Source organism: Agarivorans sp. JK6, from assembly GCF_045277145.1.
Taxonomy (GTDB): domain Bacteria; phylum Pseudomonadota; class Gammaproteobacteria; order Enterobacterales; family Celerinatantimonadaceae; genus Agarivorans; species Agarivorans albus.
Map to the genome: position 1 here is coordinate 3,172,483 of NZ_CP113525.1, position 17,083 is coordinate 3,189,565.

Here is a 17,083-nt window from a genome sequence, read left to right on the forward strand (position 1 = left end):
CTCGCTTGTCGTACCATGACCATTCATACCAAACAGCGCTATTTTAATGTCTTTATCTGAACGACAACAAGCAAAACTTAAGCAACTAAATCAAGCTGGCAGCATTTCTGAGGTAACAACTATTCAATCCCTCTGGGGAGGCTATGGCGAACTACTTAGAGTGAAGTTTAAGCATGGTATTCGCCCAAGCTTGGTAGTGAAAAACATAGCTTTTCCAGAGCAAACGAAACATCCGCGAGGATGGAATACCGCTCTCTCACACCAACGCAAAATTCATTCATACCAAGTTGAATTGGCATGGTACCAACAGTTCGCCCAAGATTGTGACCAGCACTGTTATATGCCCCAACTTATCGATTCAAGCCAGCATGATGACCATCAAAGCATTGTATTGGAAGACCTACATACCTTGGGTTACAGCGAAGTAAGGCAACAAGTAGACTTCAAGCAAGCTTTAGTTTGCATTCGTTGGTTAGCCTATTTTCATGCCCGTTTTATGCAACGCTCAGCCTCTTCACTTTGGCCTCAAGGCGGCTATTGGCACTTAGCGACTCGCCCCGACGAACTCGCCGCTATGGCCGAGTCCCCCCTTAAACAAGCAGCATCGGCAATAGACCAACATCTGCAATCAAGCGATTACTTTTGCCTTATTCATGGCGATGCCAAGCTTGCCAACTTTTGCTTTAATCAAACACTAACCCAAGTTGCAGCAGTAGATTTTCAGTACGTTGGCAAAGGTTGTGGCATCCAAGATTTGGCCCTGTTTGTAGGTAGTTGCCTCAGTGAACAACAGTGCTTTGAGCAACAACGAAACATTCTTGATTACTACTTTGAAATGCTACAACAAGCCCTTGAACACTATGCTGTTACTGAAGTTAACTTTACAGAGCTGGAACAACAATGGCGAGATTTGTATCCTTTTGCTTGGGCCGACTTTGAACGTTTTCTCGAAGGCTGGAGCCCAGGTCACTGGAAGCTAAATAGTTACAGCCACCAACAAACCCAATTGGCTCTCCAAATTTTGGCGGAAAATAGCAATGACTAAGTCTAAGATAAATTGCCACTTTAGTTCAGCTCAACTGCAACAGTTTGTAGGCCTTGCAATAACTGCCGCCAAACAAGCTGGCGAATACATTGCTGCTTACCCAAGAGAGCAACTAAAGGTAGAACATAAATCCCAAGATTTGAGTTTAAGCGCGCAGGTGGTTACCGAGGTAGACCGACACTGTGAAAGGATTATTTTAAACACGCTTAAGCCAATCACTCAGTTGCATCAACTAGCCACTCTAGCCGAAGAGAACACCGAAGGCTTCGACTTAACGCAACACCCGCGGTTTAACAGTGAAGCTTTTTGGGCAATCGACCCCTTAGATGGCACCCTGCCCTTTATCGAAGGAAGCGATGGTTGCGCAGTATCAATTGCTTTAGTGAATAAAGCCGGTCAAGCACTTTTGGGTGTATGTTACCTTCCCTTTAGTAACACGCTCTACCACAGCTACTTTAACCCTGACGCCCAACAACACCACAGTTTTAAGCAACAGCTTGCGTTTGAGCAAAAAACACCAAGCAATATATGCGACTTAGGCTCCACTTCGCTAACATTTTATTGTGATAGAAGCAGCCTTAAATTGCCTTATTTTGAGCAACTTAAGGCGCAATTAGAACAGCTTGCCAAACACTTAGGCTATTCTGAACTGCTAATTAAGACTAGCGCTGGAGCCGTAGTAAACGCTTGCTCAGTAATTGATGAATCAAACGCCTTTTATTTAAAACTCGCCAAACGAACACAAGGTGGCGGCAGCATTTGGGATTTCGCCGCCAGCTCATGCATCGCCCACGGCTGTAATGCTTGGGTGAGCGACAGCAACGGCCAAGCCATAAAACTAAATAACCCAACTAGCAGTTTTATGAATCAAAAAGGCGTGTTGTATGCCAGCAATGCAAGCTTAGCCAAGCAGATTTTAGCCCTTAAACTCAACCAGCAATTTAGTGATGCATAATCAGCTGTTAATGGTACTTCCCTCTTCAGCAATCACTTGAAAGAAATGAACTCGATGCACTAGCGTTGGCTCGCATAAACTTTGCCTTCGCTGAAGCATAAATGCTTTGTTCGCAATACAGTTTACTAGATAGCGTAAACACCCCTCTTATACTGCTATCTATATCTGCGCTCAGTATGACTTCGTGATTAACCGGAACTGGTTTAGCAAACCGAATATGTAAATCAGCAGTCATTGCTTCCACCCCCTCGGCGAATAAACGATGTGTCATTGCGGCATCGAGCAGAGTAGAAATAATACCGCCATGCAACACCCCGCTATATCCCTGATAAAGCCTATCTAAACTAACTGCCGCTTCTATCCCCCCGGCTTTGCTGCGAATAAAGCGTAAGTTTAAAGCAGTACTAGAAGAGTCACTCGTTCCACAGGCAAAACAGTGCTTATGTGAATAAGGAATAGCAATGTCCATCATCAATTCTCAAGTGTAAAAACCTGTTTATTTATAGCATATGCCAAAAATAAACATCAATAAATTATTGGCATATGCCAATAATTTATCTATAGTGAAAATGAACTTAAGCTTAGGAGATAACATGGCCAGACCCAAAAAATGCCGCCGCATTTGCGGGCGACCAGCACATAACTGCTTTAAACCCAATGGCGTACCTATGAGTCGCTTAAGTCAGCTAGAAATTCTACCGGAAGAGTTTGAAGCCCTACGACTTGCCGACCAACTCAAGATGAGCCAATTAGAAGCAGCCACAGAAATGGGCGTTTCCCGACAAACCTTTGGCAATATAATTAGCCAAGCACGCTTTAAAATAGCGACATGTTTGGTAGAAGGAAAAGCCCTTGTTTTTGCCGATGAGGAATCTGAACTATGATTTATGCCGTTCCAAATAACCAAGGCCAAGTAGCTAACCATTTTATGAAAGCACCAAGCTTTAGCGTATTTAGCGATACCGAGTTACTCGATGAAATTACTCACCAAGCTAACCATGAGCAGTCATGCAACAGCAAAATAGCCATCTTTGAACAGCTATGCCAGCTAAACGTAGACGCTGTTATTGTTAAAAATATTGGAGAGAAAGCTTTAAATAGATTGCTTGCAATGGGGATTAAAGTGTTTAAAACCAACGCTCGCGTGGCGTTGAATACCATAAGCCAAAGCCCAATGATAGAACTTAAATCCCTAGAACTTGCTCGCCCTTCCCTACAACATTCAAAAAAGCATAGCCATAAAGCGTGCTGTAAAAACTCTATAAAGCAAAAACGTAACAACAATTGCTGTTCAGAAAAACCAAAATTCCAACACAGCTAATACCAATAGCTTACTTACAAAAACACGCTATTTAGGCAATTACCTTATGCTACATTGATTGTTTTGTTGTTATAAAAATCACGTTAGTGCAATTTGAGCACTGCACAAATTGCACTAACGATCATGTCGTTGAAGAGAGCCGACCATCATGCCTAAACCAGATTTAAGCAAAGCTATTACCTTTACAACGCCGCAAGAGCTTGGTCGTTGGCTCGAAATTAATCACGCAACCCAAACTGAACTGTGGATAAAAATATTCAAGAAGAAAACAAACCTAGCAAGCGTAACTTGGGATGAAGTGGTAATTGAAGCTCTCTGCTGGGGTTGGATTGACGGAGTAAAAAAGTCGATTGACGAGCATGCATACTTACAGCGAATTTCTCCCAGAAAACCCCGTAGCACTTGGTCGAAAAGAAACCGAAAACACGTAGAGCGGTTAATAAACGAGGGGCGAATGACCAAACCTGGCCTATTGCAAGTAGAGGCAGCTAAAGCTGACGGAAGGTGGGAGAATGCCTACGCGGTAAGTGAAATGGAAGTCCCCGCAGACTTTTTAACGGCATTAGCGCTAAAACCACAGGCACAACAGTTTTATGAAACACTCACTAAATCAAGTCGCTATGTTATAGCTCACGGCCTACTTAGTGCCAAAAGGCCCGAAACCAGACAAAAGCGCTTTGCTAAGTTCTTAGATTTACTAGCGCGCAACGAAAAGCCTATATAGCTTTTGGATTCGAGGGTTTGGCTATACAAATAATACTGTTTCGCAGCAGCAATCTTTAGGCTATTACTTTGCTGTAACGCACAACCAATATTTACCTACAAAAAAGCCAGGTTTAACCTGGCTTATTAATCACAACAATACTGCTACACCGAGGTGTGTAAACAACTTACAGAATGCTCATCACTCCCCACTAAAGCGGGTTTATTTTTAGCACATTGCTCGGTGGCTATGGGGCAGCGCGTGCGAAATACGCAACCCGAAGGTGGGTTAATTGGCGAGGGTAAATCGCCCTCTAGCAGTTCAATGGTTTTGCCGCGCTCTAAATCCGGATCGGGAATAGGCACTGCCGACATCAACGCTTTGGTATAAGGGTGCGTGGGTTTATCAAACAGGGCCTTAGCCGTGCCTAATTCAACCGAGTTACCCAAGTACATTACCAATACGCGGTCGGAGATGTGCTTCACTACCGAAAGATCGTGAGCGATGAAAATAAGGCTTAAGCCCATTTCTGCTTGCAGCTCTTTAAGCAGATTAACCACCTGCGCCTGAATCGATACGTCGAGCGCCGATACAGGTTCATCACAAATAATCATCTTCGGCTCAAGGATTAACGCTCGGGCGATACCAATACGCTGACACTGACCACCAGAGAACTCATGCGGATAACGGTTGATTACGTTTGGTAACAAGCCCACCCGCATCATCATTTTTTGCACTTTTTGTTTTACTTCAGCTCTGCTGAGGTTTGGGTAAAAAGTACGCAATGGCTCGGCAATAATATCGCCAACCGTCATTCTTGGGTTTAGTGATGCTAGCGGGTCTTGAAAGATCATTTGAATCTCTTTGCGCTTTTCGCGCAGATTCTTTTGATCAAGCTCGGTTAAGTCTTGCCCTAACCACACTACCTTGCCTGCTTCTGCTGGCACTAGGCCAATCACTGCACGGGCGAAAGTAGATTTACCACAGCCCGATTCGCCAACTACCCCTAACGTTTCACCTTGGTAAAGCTTAAGCGACACGCCGTCTACTGCTTTTAAGGTGGCAGCAGGTGTCCAAGGTAAGGCTTTGGCATTTTTAATTTTGAAATAGACTTTTAAATCCACTACATCTAGCAATAAGGCTTTATCACTCATCTTATTGGCCTCCGCTTAAGTGGAAATCATTGTGACAAGCACGCTGACGCTGGTTAGCAAAAGTGCTTAGTTCAGGGCTTTGCTGGCGACAGTGATCGCTCACTCTATGGCAACGTTCTTGAAACGGGCAGCCCTGTGGAAGTTTAAGTAAGTTAGGTGGATTACCCGGAATAGTCGGCAATATTTCACCTTCGGTATCCAAGCGTGGGATCGCTTTTAACAAACCTTCGGTATACGGATGACTAGGTTGATAAAACACTTCTTTAGCCGTGCCATATTCCATGGTGCGGCCAGCGTACATAACCAACACTTTGTCACAGATACCGGCAACTACACCTAGATCGTGAGTAATCATAATAATTGCTGTATTAAACTCACTCTTCAGTTCGTTTAACAATGTCATTATTTGCGCTTGAACCGTTACATCTAAGGCCGTAGTTGGCTCGTCGGCAATTAACAGCTGTGGTTTACACAGCAAAGCCATAGCAATCATTACTCGCTGGCGCATACCACCCGAGAACTCGTGGGGGTACATGGCCATGCGTTTTTCAGCTTCTGGCATTTTAACCGCATCAAGCATACGAACGGCTTCCACGTGGGCTTCACGATTACTCATGCCCTTATGTAAGCGAAGCACCTCTTTTAGCTGCTCACCCACTTTCATGTAAGGGTTTAGCGAGGTCATCGGATCTTGGAAAATCATCGAGATCTTCTCGGCGCGTATGGCGTTTAACTGCTGCTCTGGCAAGTTAAGAACTTGCTGGCCGTTAAACAAGGCTTCGCCGCTAATAGTACCGTTTTTTGCCAGTAAGCCCATTAAGGCAAAAGCGGTTTGGCTTTTACCCGAGCCTGACTCACCAACAATACCCAATGTTTGCCCTGCTTCCAGTGAAAAAGTTAAATCGTTCACTGCGGTTACGCTGCCTTCGGGGGTAGAAAACTCTACACGAAGGTCTTTCACATTTAATAAACTCATTACTCTGCCCCTGCCTTAGCGATCTTTTGGATCTAAGGCATCACGTAAACCGTCGCCTACATAGTTAAAACTAAACAGCGTGACCACCATAAATGCAGCTGGATATAATAGCTGCCAAATGGCAATTTCCATGGTTTGCGAGCCGTCTTGCAACAAAGCGCCCCACGAGGTCATTGGCTCTTGTACACCCAAACCTAAGAAGCTTAAAAACGATTCAGTAAGAATCATTTGTGGCACTAGCAGCGTGGCATATACTGCAACAATGCCTAATACATTAGGCACAATGTGGCGAGTAATAATTTTCCATTTGGATACACCACACACTTCGGCAGCTTCAATAAACTCTTTGTTTTTAAGGCTTAAGGTTTGGCCACGAACAATACGCGCCATGTCTAACCAAGACACTGCACCAATGGCAACAAACACCAAGAAAATATTGCGGCCAAAAAAGGTCACCAGCAAAATTACAAAGAACATGAACGGAATGCCGTAGAGGATCTCTAGCAAACGCATCATTACTCGGTCTACTGTGCCGCCTAAAAAGCCCGAAGTAGCGCCATAAAGGGTACCAATAAGTACCGCGACAAAAGCGCCCATCACACCTACCAGCAATGAGATTTGTCCGCCCAATAAGGTACGAACAAACATATCTCGGCCTAACGAGTCGGTACCAAAGTAATGACCACTTTCAATAGATGGTCCATGGTGCATGGCACCCCAGTCGGTATCGTCAAAGGCAAACTCACTAAGGTGAGAGCCAAACATCACTAGCAAAGTGATGAATACCAATATGCCTAAACTTACCATGGCGGCGCGGTTACGCATGAAACGCATACGCGCATCTTGCCACAAACTGCGGCCTTCAATTTCTAACTTATCTGCGAACTCACTAATAGCGTCGCTGTTTTGTTTGTTATCTAACATTGCAGCCTCCTAGTAGCGAATTTTCGGATCGATGAAGGCATACAAGATGTCTACAATCGCGTTGAAAACAATGGTAAAGGTACCAATTAAAATGGTGAGACCTAACACTAAGGAGTAGTCTCGGTTAAGCGCTCCATTCACAAACAACTTACCAAAACCAGGCAAGCCAAAAATGGTCTCAATCACTACCGAGCCAGTAATAATGCCAACAAAAGCTGGGCCCATGTAAGACACTACTGGTAACAAAGCTGGGCGCAGCGCGTGGCGTACAATAATGTAACGATATGGCAAACCTTTGGCTTTGGCAGTGCGGATAAAGTTAGAGCTTAATACTTCAATCATGCTGCCACGCATAATCCGCGCAAACGAGGCCACGTAAAGTAGTGACATGCCTAACATGGGTAGAATAATGTATTGCCACTGCCCCCCATTCCAGCCCCCTGCGGGTAACCATTGCAACTTAATCGCAAAGATATAAACCAAGGTGGGCGCTAATACAAAGGAGGGCATCACCACCCCGGCCATTGCCGTGGACATAATGCTAAAGTCCATCCAGGTGTTTTGTTTTAGTGCTGCCAGCGTGCCTACAGACACCCCCATCAACACTGTAAAGATAAAGGCAATAGAGCCGATTTTTGCTGACACCGGCAGGGCTTGCGCCACAAGTTCATTCACGGTGTAGTCTTTGTATTTAAATGATGGCCCAAGATCGCCTTGTGCCAAATTGCCTAAGTAAGAGAAGTATTGCTCCAGTACCGGTTTATCCAAACCGTACTTAGCCTCGATATTGGCTAATACTTCAGGCGGAAGTGAGCGCTCACCAGAGAATGGGCTTCCCGGGGCAAAACGCATCATAAAGAAGGTGATAGTAATCAATACCAACAGCGTAGGTATTGCTTCTAGCATTCGTTTTAAGATGAACTTAATCATTCGATTTTCCAGCTTATGTTTATTGCTGTAATTGAATTAGCGTAGCTAACAACAAAATAAGGCACCTTAAGCATAAGGTGCCTTACAAAAGACCATCAACTATTTGGCAATAATGTATAGATCTTTAGTGTAAATTTTGTCTTCGGCGTTGTTCATTGGGTAGCCACCAACTGTTGGCTTAACCAAACGCGCATTTACGTAGTGGTAGATTGGAGCAAGTGGCATGTCTTGAGCAAGTTGTGCCTCTGCTTGGCGGTAGTTATCGCCACGAACAGCATCATCAACCGCTGACATAGCTGCATTCATAAAGCCATCGTAAGCTGGGCTGTTGTAGAACTGGTCGTTGTTACCGTTATTGCTCTGCATTAACGATAGGAAGGTTGACGCTTCGTTGTAATCACCACACCAGCCGGCGCGGGTTACATCGTAGTTACCGTTACGACGGTTATCTAGGAAAGTTTTCCACTCTTGGTTCTCTAGGTTTACTTTAACACCAAGGGTTTTCTTCCACATAGAAGCTACTGCAATAGCGATCTTCTTGTGGTTTTCGCTAGTGTTGTATAACAGAGTAAACTCTAGTGGCTTGTCTTTACCGTAACCTACTTCGGCTAGTAGCTCAGCAGCTTTTGCATTACGCTCTTTTTGCGACCAAGTAGCGTAATCTGGCGTATCTACTTGTAGGCCAGCCACTTTTTGGTGTGCAAAGTTGTAAGCAGGTAGCTCACCTTTACCCACGATAAACTTAGCTACTGCGTCACGGTCAATGGCGTAAGACAACGCTTTGCGTACGCGAGCATCATCAAATGGTGCTTTTTTGTTGTTAAAGCCGTAGTAGTAAGAACATAAGTAAGGCGTTACTTTTAACGAATCTGGCTGCTCTTTTTGCATGCGCTTAAAGTGCTCGTTAGCCATTTCGTAAGTCATATCAATTTCGCCCGCTAGGAAGCGGTTCATGTCAGTAACTTGGTTCTCGATTGGTAGGTAAGTCACTTTGTTGATAACGGTTTTGTCGTTATCCCAGTAGTTTTCGTTACGCTCCATAACGATTTTTTCATTCACTACCCATTCAGATACTTTGTAAGCACCGTTACCCACAAAGTTAGCTGGTAAAGTCCACTTATCACCGAACTTTTCAACAGTAGCTTTGTGCACAGGCTTCAGCGTAGTGTGCGACGTCATCGCAACAAAGTAAGGTAGGGCTTGCTCTAGTTTAATTTCTAAGGTGTAGTCATCAAGAGCTTTAACTGCTAATTCAGAGGCGTCTTTCTTGCCATTGATAATGTCTGCTGCATTTACCATGGTGGTCATTTCTAGATACCACGAATAAGGCGCTGCGGTTTTTGGATCAACTGCGCGTTTGAAACTATATTCAAAATCGTGGGCGGTTAATGCATCGCCATTAGACCATTTTGCATCTTTGCGAAGGTGAAATACGAAGGTAAGGTTATCTTCAGTTTCCCAAGATTCTGCCACGCCAGGTACCAGGTTTCCGTCGCCATCTTGATTTACCAAACCTTCAAGTAGCTCACGAATCACATTAGATTCTGGCACGCCTTCGGTTTTGTGAGGGTCTAGGGAAGCAGGCTCGGTGCCGTTACCACGTACTAGTTCCTGTACTGGGGCAAGTTTAACGCCAGCGGGAACATCAGCAGCAAAAGAGGCAGTGGTGAAAGAACTTAGGATCGCAGCACTAACGAGGCTGGCAGCTAAAGTTTTAGCAGTTTTCATTTTCATCTCCATATTGACACATTTGGCTATAACTAGGCCGTTTGTGAAATTTCCATTCACTTTACATGAATATTAAATCAGTACAATATTCTAATAAAACGCACATCAACGCCAGATGCTACACCCGAATCAAATAAACAACAAATAATAAGTTGCCTTTTGTTAGTGAAGATTCCTGATTATTCTCAAGAATTATTGGGTTTTTATTGTTAATTCACTAGGTTAAGCTAGCATCTAAAAAAACATCAAAACTTACTGTTAACGTAGATAAATTGAGAAGAAACTACAAATTTGATCGGAGTAGCAAAATTGGTAAAAAATTTACACTTTTTGCCTGAATACTGATTGATTCTGTAAAATTAGCCGAAAATATTTCGTGATTTTTTTACATTTGTAACTTAGCAACACATGATCTGGATCAAGTTGTACCACTAAAGGGCTACCTATAATTGCTGGTGAAAGTTAATTACTAAACCACTAGAACGGTGATTTACGGTCTATACTGAGGCGGATTGAACTATCAGTGTTGGTTTACTAATTAGTTTTAGTTTAAATGAGGAGAACAGGATGCCTGTAGGTAATATTGATGAGTTAAACGCAATGGTTGCTCGAGTGAAGGCGGCGCAAGCTGAATTCGCATCTTACAGCCAAGAACAAGTGGACAAGATTTTCCGCGCTGCGTCACTCGCTGCTTCTACAGCACGTATTGAACTAGCTCGTATGGCGGCTGAAGAGTCTGGCATGGGCATAATGGAAGACAAAGTGATCAAAAACCACTTCGCTTCTGAGTTCATCTACAACAAATACAAAGATACTCTAACTTGTGGCGTTATCGAACGTAACGACGAAGGCGGTACTATTACTATCGCTGAGCCAGTAGGTATTGTTTGTGCCATCGTACCAACCACTAACCCAACTTCTACCGCTATCTTTAAAGCGCTAATCAGCCTTAAAACGCGTAACGGTTGTATCTTCTCTCCACACCCACGTGCTAAAAACGCAACTAACTTTGCGGCTAAATTAGTACTTGATGCTGCTATCGCTGCTGGTGCGCCAAAAGACATTATTGGCTGGATTGATACTCCTTCTGTAGAACTATCTAACGCACTAATGAAGCACGAAGACATCGCGCTAATTCTTGCAACTGGTGGTCCAGGTATGGTTAAAGCTGCTTACTCTTCAGGTAAGCCTGCTATTGGTGTTGGTGCTGGTAACACGCCAGTAGTAATTGACGAAACTGCAGACGTTAAACGTGCTGTTTCTTCTATTCTTATGTCTAAGACTTTTGATAACGGTGTTATCTGTGCTTCTGAGCAAGCAGCTATCATTGTTGAATCTAAGTACGACGAAGTCATTGCTCGTTTCGCTAAATACGGCGCAGCAGTACTAAGCAAAGCAGACGCAGATAAAGTACGTAAAGTACTTATGATTAACGGCGCGCTTAACGCTAAAATCGTTGGCCAACCAGCATACAAAATTGCTGAGCTAGCTGGCGTAACTGTACCAAAAGCAACTAAGATCTTAATCGGTGAAGGCCTAGAAGCATCTTACGATGACGAGTTCTCACACGAGAAACTATCTCCAACTCTAGGTGTTTACAAAGCGACAGACTTTGAAGACGCTGTTCGCCAAGCTGGTATCGTATTAGACATCGGTGGTGTTGGTCACACGTCTGTACTTTACACAGACCAAGACGCAAACGCTGACCGTATCGCTTACTTTGGCGACAAAATGAAGACTGCACGTATTCTTATCAATACGCCTTCTTCTCACGGTGGTATTGGTGACCTTTACAACTTCGAACTAGCACCTTCTCTAACGCTAGGTTGTGGTTCTTGGGGTGGTAACGCGATTTCTGAAAACGTGGGTCCAAAACACCTTATCAATAAGAAAATTGTTGCGAAGCGAGCTGAGAACATGTTGTGGCATAAACTACCTAAGTCAATCTACTTCCGTCGTGGTTCATTACCAATCGCAATGGACGACCTAGACGGCAAGAAACGTGCAATGGTTGTTACTGATAACTTCCTATTCAACAACGGTTACATCGACGACCTACGTGCCATCCTTAAAGAGAAAGGCATGGAAGTTGAAGTATTCCACGATGTAGAAGCAGACCCTACTCTGTCTATTGTGAAGAAAGGCGCTGAAGCTTGTCACAACTACCAGCCAGACGTAATTCTTGCTGTTGGTGGTGGTTCACCAATGGATGCTGCAAAGATCATGTGGGTAATGTACGAGCACCCAGAAACTGACTTCGAAGACCTATCAATGCGCTTTATGGACATCCGTAAACGTATTTACAAGTTCCCTAAAATGGGTTCAAAAGCTGAACTAGTATGTATTACTACTACTTCAGGTACTGGTTCAGAAGTAACACCATTTGCGGTTGTAACTGACGACACTACTGGTCAGAAATACCCACTAGCTGACTACGAACTAACGCCTAACATGGCTGTTGTTGATGCTAACCTAGTAATGGATATGCCTAAGTCACTATGTGCCTTCGGTGGTTACGATGCGGTTACTCACGCTATGGAAGCTTACGTTTCTGTACTAGCTAACGAATACTCAGACGGTCAAGCTCTGCAAGCACTTAAGATGCTTAAAGAATACTTACCAAGCTCTTACCAAAACGGTAAAGCTGACCCAGTAGCTCGTGAGAAAGTACACAATGCTGCTACTATCGCTGGTATCGCGTTTGCTAACTCTTTCTTAGGTGTGTGTCACTCAATGGCTCACAAACTAGGTGCCGAGTTCCACGTACCACACGGTTTGGCTAACGCATTGTTGCTAACTAACACAATTCGTTTCAACGCAACTAACACGCCAACTAAACAAACTGCGTTCTCTCAGTACGACCGTCCTAAGGCACGTGCTCGTTACGCAGAAGTTGCAGAGCACTTAGGCTTCCGTGAAGGTAACACTGAAACTAAGCTTAACGCCCTTCTAACTTGGTTAGACGAGTTGAAAGTTGAATTGAACATTCCTCTATCTATTAAAGATGCAGGCGTGAACGAAGCTGACTTCCTAGCTAAAGTTGACGAACTAGCGGTAGACGCGTTTGATGACCAATGTACTGGTGCAAACCCACGTTACCCACTAATTGCTGAATTGAAACAAGTTCTACTTGATTCTTACTACGGTCGTCCATACACCGAAGCAGCAGATAGTGCAGAAGCTGAATCTCAAAAAGCTAAAAAACCAGCTGCTAAAAAAGCGACTAAAGCAAAAGCTTAATCACTAAATAGCACTAAATACTAAGGCTCCTTTAAGGAGCCTTTTTTTTATTTTCATTTTCGCGCTAAGCTTTGTCATACTATGGCGGCTATAATTAGTCGAAGATGTTTGGGGTTAATGTTATGTCGTATTCAAAAGCTATAGCACTTTCAGCTTTGTTAGTTGCCACCACCAGTATTGCTGAGGTACTGCCCTTTGAGGCCGAATACCGCGCAGATTTTAAAGGTATCCCCATTGCCAAAGGCTATCGCCAACTGATTGATTTGGGTAACGATACCTTTCAAATTAAAAGTATTGGTACAGCCCTCGCTGGCGGCCTTAAATACGACGATACATCTCGTTTTACCTATCACCAACAAGATGTAAAAACCTTAGGCTTTGTACTTAAACAAAGTAACCTATTTTCCACCACACGAGTTACCGGCCACCCAGACCGTAAAGGCGGCTTAATCGTTGATGTTGATGGTGAAAGACACCATTTTGAAGCCCCAGACAACGTGCACCAGTTAATGGATGCAGCAGGCTTCTCGGTGCAATTACAAAACGACTTAAAGAAAGGCTTAAAAGATTTAGATTATCACTACAATGTGATTGATGAAGTGGATAACTACCGCTTCACCGTCGTCGCCGAAGAAACCGTAGAAACCATACTCGGTACTTTTGAAGCGCTGAAGGTGGAGCAGAAAAAACGAGAAGGCCGCAGCACCTGGCTATGGTTGGCGCCTGAATTAGATTATCACTTAGTTAAAGCAGAAATTATCCGCAACGGTAAAAGCTGGGCTACCCTAGAGGCCACCCGCATTGATATTGTTGAACCAGAAAAACCAATGTTAGCTAAGCAAGCCGCTAACAACTAAGCAGAGCTTAGCAACTAACCAACCTTGCGTTTGCAATTATAAAGCCTTGTTAATCACAAGGCTTATTACTGCAGATAGAGCTGAATTCAATTTTTTATTAGTGGCGCGTTAACAATTTTGCTTTTACTTCGCTGCGCCTCCCCCTCTAGCCAAAACTGCTGAGCTTGCTGATTAATCCACTCACTAAATTGCTTTATTTTCTCTCGTTTAAAATAAGGCTTTGGCGCTACCAAGTAATAACGATAACGAGGTTTTACTTCTACATTGCCCAACTTAACCAGTAAACCTTGTTGGATATACTTCCACGCCAAGCTGTGCCTTACTAAAGCGATACCTTGAACAGCTAGCGCGCCTTCAATCACTACATGAGCACCTTGATACAATAAGTTAGCCTTGGGCACACTAGAGTTAAAACCAGCTAGCTCTAACCAATACTGCCAATTCATATCAGGCCTCGCATCATCAATCAGCGTGTGTTTACTCAAATCGTTTAAACACACCTCTGGATGCTGTTCTAAATACAATGGATGACAAACAGGATATAGATGATCATCCATTAGCTTAGCGGCATGTAAACCTGGGTAATCTCCCAAGCCATAACGCACACATAAATCGACCCTATCTTGGCGAAAATCTATCAAACTATTTTTTGGCATTAGCATTACCGATAGATTTGGGTGTAGTTGGCTAAACTCACCTAACCGAGGCACTAGCCAATGCTGGGCAAAAGACGGTAACACCGACAAAGACATGCTGTTTGGATCGGGATCAAGGCTTACTTGACGAACGCCGTCCTGCAGGGTTCTAAATGCTTGTTTAGCGTAATGATGCAAGGTTTCACCCTCAGCGGTTAACACTACTCTACGATGTTGACGCTCAAACAGCTGCACATCAATTCTCTCCTCTAACTGACGGATCTGCTGGCTCATAGCCGCAGCGCTTACAAATAACTTTTCTGCAGCTGCTTTAAAGCTGCCCATTTCTGCAGCCAAATAGAAGTAATAAAGCCCTTGCAAGGGAGGCATTCGGTCGCTCACTTAAGTTTTCCTTAACTAAGAGTCAATTTAAGTCGTTTGTCACTGAGCTCCAATATAGCGTACTTTTTAACCGTCAGCAGCCTAAAGGAGTTTTGTTATGAATATCATTAACCAAGCAAAGACAAGCCAACAACACCAAGCTTTAACATCATCTAAACTAAACTTACGCAACATGCTTAGTAAATTGGATATGCTATTGGCGCGCCGAAAAAGCCGTCGTGAATTAGCTAAGCTTCCCGACTATTTGCTAAAAGACATTGGGGTGAGTAGAGCAGATGCATTACGAGAGGCCGAGAAATCATTTTGGCAGTCTTAGCGTCACTTAAATCAATAGGGGTGTATTGCCAAAGCTTGACTAGCCCTAGCTTTAAATTGTTAGCGCGACTTGAAGCAAGCAATAGCCCCTATTCTAAACTCGCTCTAACTATTCTTTTTGATGAAGAATAGCTTGCTTACTAACTACGCTAAAAAGCTCTCGAGCCTCTACTAATACTAAGGTGTTGATGTAACTAAGCTTTACCTAGGCCTTTCAACTATTGACTTTTAAGCTAATAAAACTTGTTCACTCCAATGAGTTTTCAAGATGTTTTTTTGACAATTAATCCGCTAGAATCTGCGCAACTGACCACATTTCGAAGTGGTCGAACCTGAATGATCGCACAAACGGATTTGAAGTTTTACCCTTATGGATCAAGTACAGTTTCACAAAGTGCCGCCAAACTGCGGACTAAGCCTTAATATTACCACTCGCTTTAAAAAAGCAGCCGATTACAAAGGCTACTGGATAGGCGTAGACAAAAAGAGCTACATTATTTGCCGCCTTAATGGTGCCGATTCAAGCACTGGCATCAATCTTATTAGTGAAGGCTGTGAAGTAAATGCGCGCTTTCATTGGGACGGTAAACTCATCGCCTTCCGCTCTGAAATTGTGGCATTGATTAATGAGCCCGCTCGTTGGATGATTTTGCAATATCCTCAAAACGTTATGTCTATGCCACTGCGTAAATATGACCGTTATGAGTGTTATCAGCCAGCAACCCTGCACCTTGATTCAAAACACGTGTTACGTGGAGTGCTAAAAGATATCTCTGAACGTGGTTGTAAGTTTGTGCCAAGCGCTGCCAACAAGTTCAATATCAATGTATTAAAAGACAAGAACTTACAGCTACAAACCCGCTTTCCTAAGCGCGACGAGCCAGTAATTCTTACCTGCCAAATAAAAAATACCCCTAACGAGCGAAATGAATTTGCACTGGGCTGTCAATTTGTTCAAGATTACGAACTTGTTAATCAACAAATTGAATACCAACTTGTTGATAAAGCCTACGAAAAGAAAATACAGGGCATTGCTTGAGCAAACCAATCAACAGCATTTTAATCACCGGGTGTAGTAGTGGCATTGGCCTTTATTGCGCCAAAGAATTACAACAGCGCGGCTACAATGTTATCGCCTCTTGCCGTAAAGACGACGATGTGAAAACGCTACAAACAAGTGGTTTGCAATGTGTAACACTTGATCTAGATAGCGAAAGCTCTATTGAGCAAGGCTGGCAACAAGCGCTAGCCTTAGCTAATGGTAAAATAGATGCTTTGTTTAACAATGGTGCCTATGGTCAACCAGGGGCGCTAGAGGATCTGCCCACTCAAGCACTTCGCCAACAGTTCGAAACCAATCTATTTGGCTGGCATCACTTAAGCCGTTTAGCAGTAGCTCATATGTTACAACAGCAACACGGGCGGATTATTCAAAACAGTTCGGTACTTGGCTTGGTGGCGATGAAGTATCGCGGAGCCTACAACGCCAGTAAGTTCGCCCTAGAAGGCTACACCGATACCCTACGTTTAGAATTAGCCAATACCCCGCTACATGTTTCTCTCATTGAACCAGGCCCGATTACCAGCTTGTTTAGGCAAAATGCTAAAGCCGCCTTTGAACAAAACATTGATGCCAACAATACTCGCCACCAAAGCGCTTACCAAAAAACGCTAGAACGCTTAGAGCAAGAAGGCCCAAGCAGTAAATTCACGCTGCCCGCTAGCGCGGTGTATAAAGCCCTATTGCACGCACTTGAAAAACCAACACCTAAAGCGCGTTACTACGTTACTTTCCCTACCCACTTGTTTGCTTGGCTTCGTCGAATATTACCGGTTTCATTGCTCGATAATATCCTTAAAAAAGGCTAAAGCTGCTCGCCAGCTAAGCGACTCATGCT

17 protein-coding genes are annotated in these 17,083 nt (G+C 43.7%); 10 read left to right on the forward strand and 7 right to left on the reverse strand.

Translation table 11 applies throughout. The features are described 5' to 3' along the window. Nucleotides 1-46 precede the first annotated feature (46 nt). Nucleotides 47-1,045, forward strand: a complete 999-nt coding sequence (locus tag OV592_RS14665; RefSeq protein WP_406609096.1) for an oxidoreductase family protein — start codon at nucleotides 47-49, stop codon at nucleotides 1,043-1,045. Further along, a complete protein-coding gene (locus tag OV592_RS14670; protein WP_406609097.1) occupies nucleotides 1,038-2,000 on the forward strand; it encodes a 3'(2'),5'-bisphosphate nucleotidase CysQ in 963 nt (320 codons plus the stop codon). The genes OV592_RS14665 and OV592_RS14670 overlap by 8 nt, the downstream gene beginning before the upstream one ends. 25 nt (nucleotides 2,001-2,025) lie before the next feature. Here the strand turns inward: OV592_RS14670 and OV592_RS14675 are convergent, their stop codons facing one another. Further along, nucleotides 2,026-2,472 (reverse strand): PaaI family thioesterase, encoded by a 447-nt coding sequence (locus OV592_RS14675; RefSeq protein ID WP_406609098.1) that lies wholly within the window; start codon nucleotides 2,470-2,472, stop codon nucleotides 2,026-2,028. A gap of 121 nt (nucleotides 2,473-2,593) precedes the next feature. On the opposite strand from OV592_RS14675, the gene OV592_RS14680 reads away from it, so the two are divergent. The 3 genes from OV592_RS14680 (at nucleotide 2,594) to OV592_RS14690 (ending at nucleotide 4,045) form a co-directional block, all read left to right on the forward strand. Continuing rightward, nucleotides 2,594-2,884: a DUF134 domain-containing protein gene (locus OV592_RS14680; protein WP_406609099.1), complete on the forward strand. Its 291-nt coding sequence runs from the start codon at nucleotides 2,594-2,596 to the stop codon at nucleotides 2,882-2,884. Next, the gene (locus tag OV592_RS14685) at nucleotides 2,881-3,321 is read left to right on the forward strand and encodes a NifB/NifX family molybdenum-iron cluster-binding protein (protein WP_406609100.1); all 441 of its coding nucleotides are present in this window, start codon (nucleotides 2,881-2,883) and stop codon (nucleotides 3,319-3,321) included. Before OV592_RS14680 ends, OV592_RS14685 begins: the two co-directional genes overlap by 4 nt. 148 nt (nucleotides 3,322-3,469) lie before the next feature. Further along, entirely contained in the window at nucleotides 3,470-4,045 is a 576-nt protein-coding gene (locus tag OV592_RS14690) for a YdeI/OmpD-associated family protein (protein ID WP_406609101.1), read from the forward strand. Nucleotides 4,046-4,188: 143 nt separating this feature from the next. Here the strand turns inward: OV592_RS14690 and oppF are convergent, their stop codons facing one another. The 5 genes from oppF to OV592_RS14715 all read right to left on the reverse strand — a co-directional run bounded on the left by oppF (nucleotide 4,189) and on the right by OV592_RS14715 (nucleotide 9,736). Then, complete coding sequence (oppF, locus tag OV592_RS14695) at nucleotides 4,189-5,178, reverse strand: murein tripeptide/oligopeptide ABC transporter ATP binding protein OppF (RefSeq protein ID WP_406609102.1); 990 nt, start codon at nucleotides 5,176-5,178, stop codon at nucleotides 4,189-4,191. 1 nt (nucleotide 5,179) lies between these two features. Further along, on the reverse strand, nucleotides 5,180-6,154 hold the full coding sequence (gene oppD, locus OV592_RS14700; protein WP_016402740.1) for an oligopeptide ABC transporter ATP-binding protein OppD: 975 nt from the start codon (nucleotides 6,152-6,154) through the stop codon (nucleotides 5,180-5,182). A gap of 15 nt (nucleotides 6,155-6,169) precedes the next feature. Continuing rightward, nucleotides 6,170-7,078 (reverse strand): oligopeptide ABC transporter permease OppC, encoded by a 909-nt coding sequence (oppC, locus tag OV592_RS14705; protein WP_016402739.1) that lies wholly within the window; start codon nucleotides 7,076-7,078, stop codon nucleotides 6,170-6,172. Nucleotides 7,079-7,087: 9 nt separating this feature from the next. Beyond that, nucleotides 7,088-8,008, reverse strand: a complete 921-nt coding sequence (gene oppB, locus OV592_RS14710) for an oligopeptide ABC transporter permease OppB (protein ID WP_016402738.1) — start codon at nucleotides 8,006-8,008, stop codon at nucleotides 7,088-7,090. A 99-nt stretch (nucleotides 8,009-8,107) separates the two neighbouring features. Further along, the gene (locus tag OV592_RS14715; protein ID WP_406609103.1) at nucleotides 8,108-9,736 is read right to left on the reverse strand and encodes an ABC transporter substrate-binding protein; all 1,629 of its coding nucleotides are present in this window, start codon (nucleotides 9,734-9,736) and stop codon (nucleotides 8,108-8,110) included. A gap of 567 nt (nucleotides 9,737-10,303) precedes the next feature. Between OV592_RS14715 and adhE the strand changes: the two genes are divergently transcribed. Beyond that, nucleotides 10,304-12,976 carry a bifunctional acetaldehyde-CoA/alcohol dehydrogenase gene (gene adhE, locus OV592_RS14720; RefSeq protein WP_016402736.1) on the forward strand — a complete coding sequence of 891 codons (2,673 nt, stop codon included), beginning with the start codon at nucleotides 10,304-10,306 and terminating at the stop codon, nucleotides 12,974-12,976. A gap of 122 nt (nucleotides 12,977-13,098) precedes the next feature. Next, nucleotides 13,099-13,833 (forward strand): DUF3108 domain-containing protein, encoded by a 735-nt coding sequence (locus OV592_RS14725; RefSeq protein ID WP_406609104.1) that lies wholly within the window; start codon nucleotides 13,099-13,101, stop codon nucleotides 13,831-13,833. An 86-nt stretch (nucleotides 13,834-13,919) separates the two neighbouring features. Here the strand turns inward: OV592_RS14725 and OV592_RS14730 are convergent, their stop codons facing one another. Next, complete coding sequence (locus OV592_RS14730) at nucleotides 13,920-14,870, reverse strand: LysR substrate-binding domain-containing protein (RefSeq protein ID WP_406609105.1); 951 nt, start codon at nucleotides 14,868-14,870, stop codon at nucleotides 13,920-13,922. 97 nt (nucleotides 14,871-14,967) lie between these two features. Between OV592_RS14730 and OV592_RS14735 the strand changes: the two genes are divergently transcribed. The 3 genes from OV592_RS14735 to OV592_RS14745 all read left to right on the forward strand — a co-directional run bounded on the left by OV592_RS14735 (nucleotide 14,968) and on the right by OV592_RS14745 (nucleotide 17,054). Beyond that, nucleotides 14,968-15,186 (forward strand): DUF1127 domain-containing protein, encoded by a 219-nt coding sequence (locus tag OV592_RS14735; RefSeq protein ID WP_406609106.1) that lies wholly within the window; start codon nucleotides 14,968-14,970, stop codon nucleotides 15,184-15,186. Between the two features lie 369 nt (nucleotides 15,187-15,555). Next, nucleotides 15,556-16,224: a PilZ domain-containing protein gene (locus OV592_RS14740; protein ID WP_016404059.1), complete on the forward strand. Its 669-nt coding sequence runs from the start codon at nucleotides 15,556-15,558 to the stop codon at nucleotides 16,222-16,224. Continuing rightward, the gene (locus tag OV592_RS14745; protein ID WP_338621823.1) at nucleotides 16,221-17,054 is read left to right on the forward strand and encodes an SDR family oxidoreductase; all 834 of its coding nucleotides are present in this window, start codon (nucleotides 16,221-16,223) and stop codon (nucleotides 17,052-17,054) included. The genes OV592_RS14740 and OV592_RS14745 overlap by 4 nt, the downstream gene beginning before the upstream one ends. Nucleotides 17,055-17,083 lie beyond the last annotated feature (29 nt).

Coding starts and splice junctions, on each gene's coding strand:
- OV592_RS14685 (WP_406609100.1), top strand. CDS start 2,881: ATGATTTATGCCGTTCCAAATAACCAAGGCCAAGTAGCTAACCATTTT.
- adhE (WP_016402736.1), top strand. CDS start 10,304: ATGCCTGTAGGTAATATTGATGAGTTAAACGCAATGGTTGCTCGAGTG.
- oppF (WP_406609102.1), bottom strand. CDS start 5,178: ATGAGTGATAAAGCCTTATTGCTAGATGTAGTGGATTTAAAAGTCTAT.
- OV592_RS14680 (WP_406609099.1), top strand. CDS start 2,594: ATGGCCAGACCCAAAAAATGCCGCCGCATTTGCGGGCGACCAGCACAT.
- oppB (WP_016402738.1), bottom strand. CDS start 8,008: ATGATTAAGTTCATCTTAAAACGAATGCTAGAAGCAATACCTACGCTG.
- OV592_RS14735 (WP_406609106.1), top strand. CDS start 14,968: ATGAATATCATTAACCAAGCAAAGACAAGCCAACAACACCAAGCTTTA.
- oppD (WP_016402740.1), bottom strand. CDS start 6,154: ATGAGTTTATTAAATGTGAAAGACCTTCGTGTAGAGTTTTCTACCCCC.
- OV592_RS14675 (WP_406609098.1), bottom strand. CDS start 2,472: ATGATGGACATTGCTATTCCTTATTCACATAAGCACTGTTTTGCCTGT.
- oppC (WP_016402739.1), bottom strand. CDS start 7,078: ATGTTAGATAACAAACAAAACAGCGACGCTATTAGTGAGTTCGCAGAT.
- OV592_RS14725 (WP_406609104.1), top strand. CDS start 13,099: ATGTCGTATTCAAAAGCTATAGCACTTTCAGCTTTGTTAGTTGCCACC.
- OV592_RS14670 (WP_406609097.1), top strand. CDS start 1,038: ATGACTAAGTCTAAGATAAATTGCCACTTTAGTTCAGCTCAACTGCAA.
- OV592_RS14690 (WP_406609101.1), top strand. CDS start 3,470: ATGCCTAAACCAGATTTAAGCAAAGCTATTACCTTTACAACGCCGCAA.
- OV592_RS14740 (WP_016404059.1), top strand. CDS start 15,556: ATGGATCAAGTACAGTTTCACAAAGTGCCGCCAAACTGCGGACTAAGC.
- OV592_RS14715 (WP_406609103.1), bottom strand. CDS start 9,736: ATGAAAACTGCTAAAACTTTAGCTGCCAGCCTCGTTAGTGCTGCGATC.
- OV592_RS14665 (WP_406609096.1), top strand. CDS start 47: ATGTCTTTATCTGAACGACAACAAGCAAAACTTAAGCAACTAAATCAA.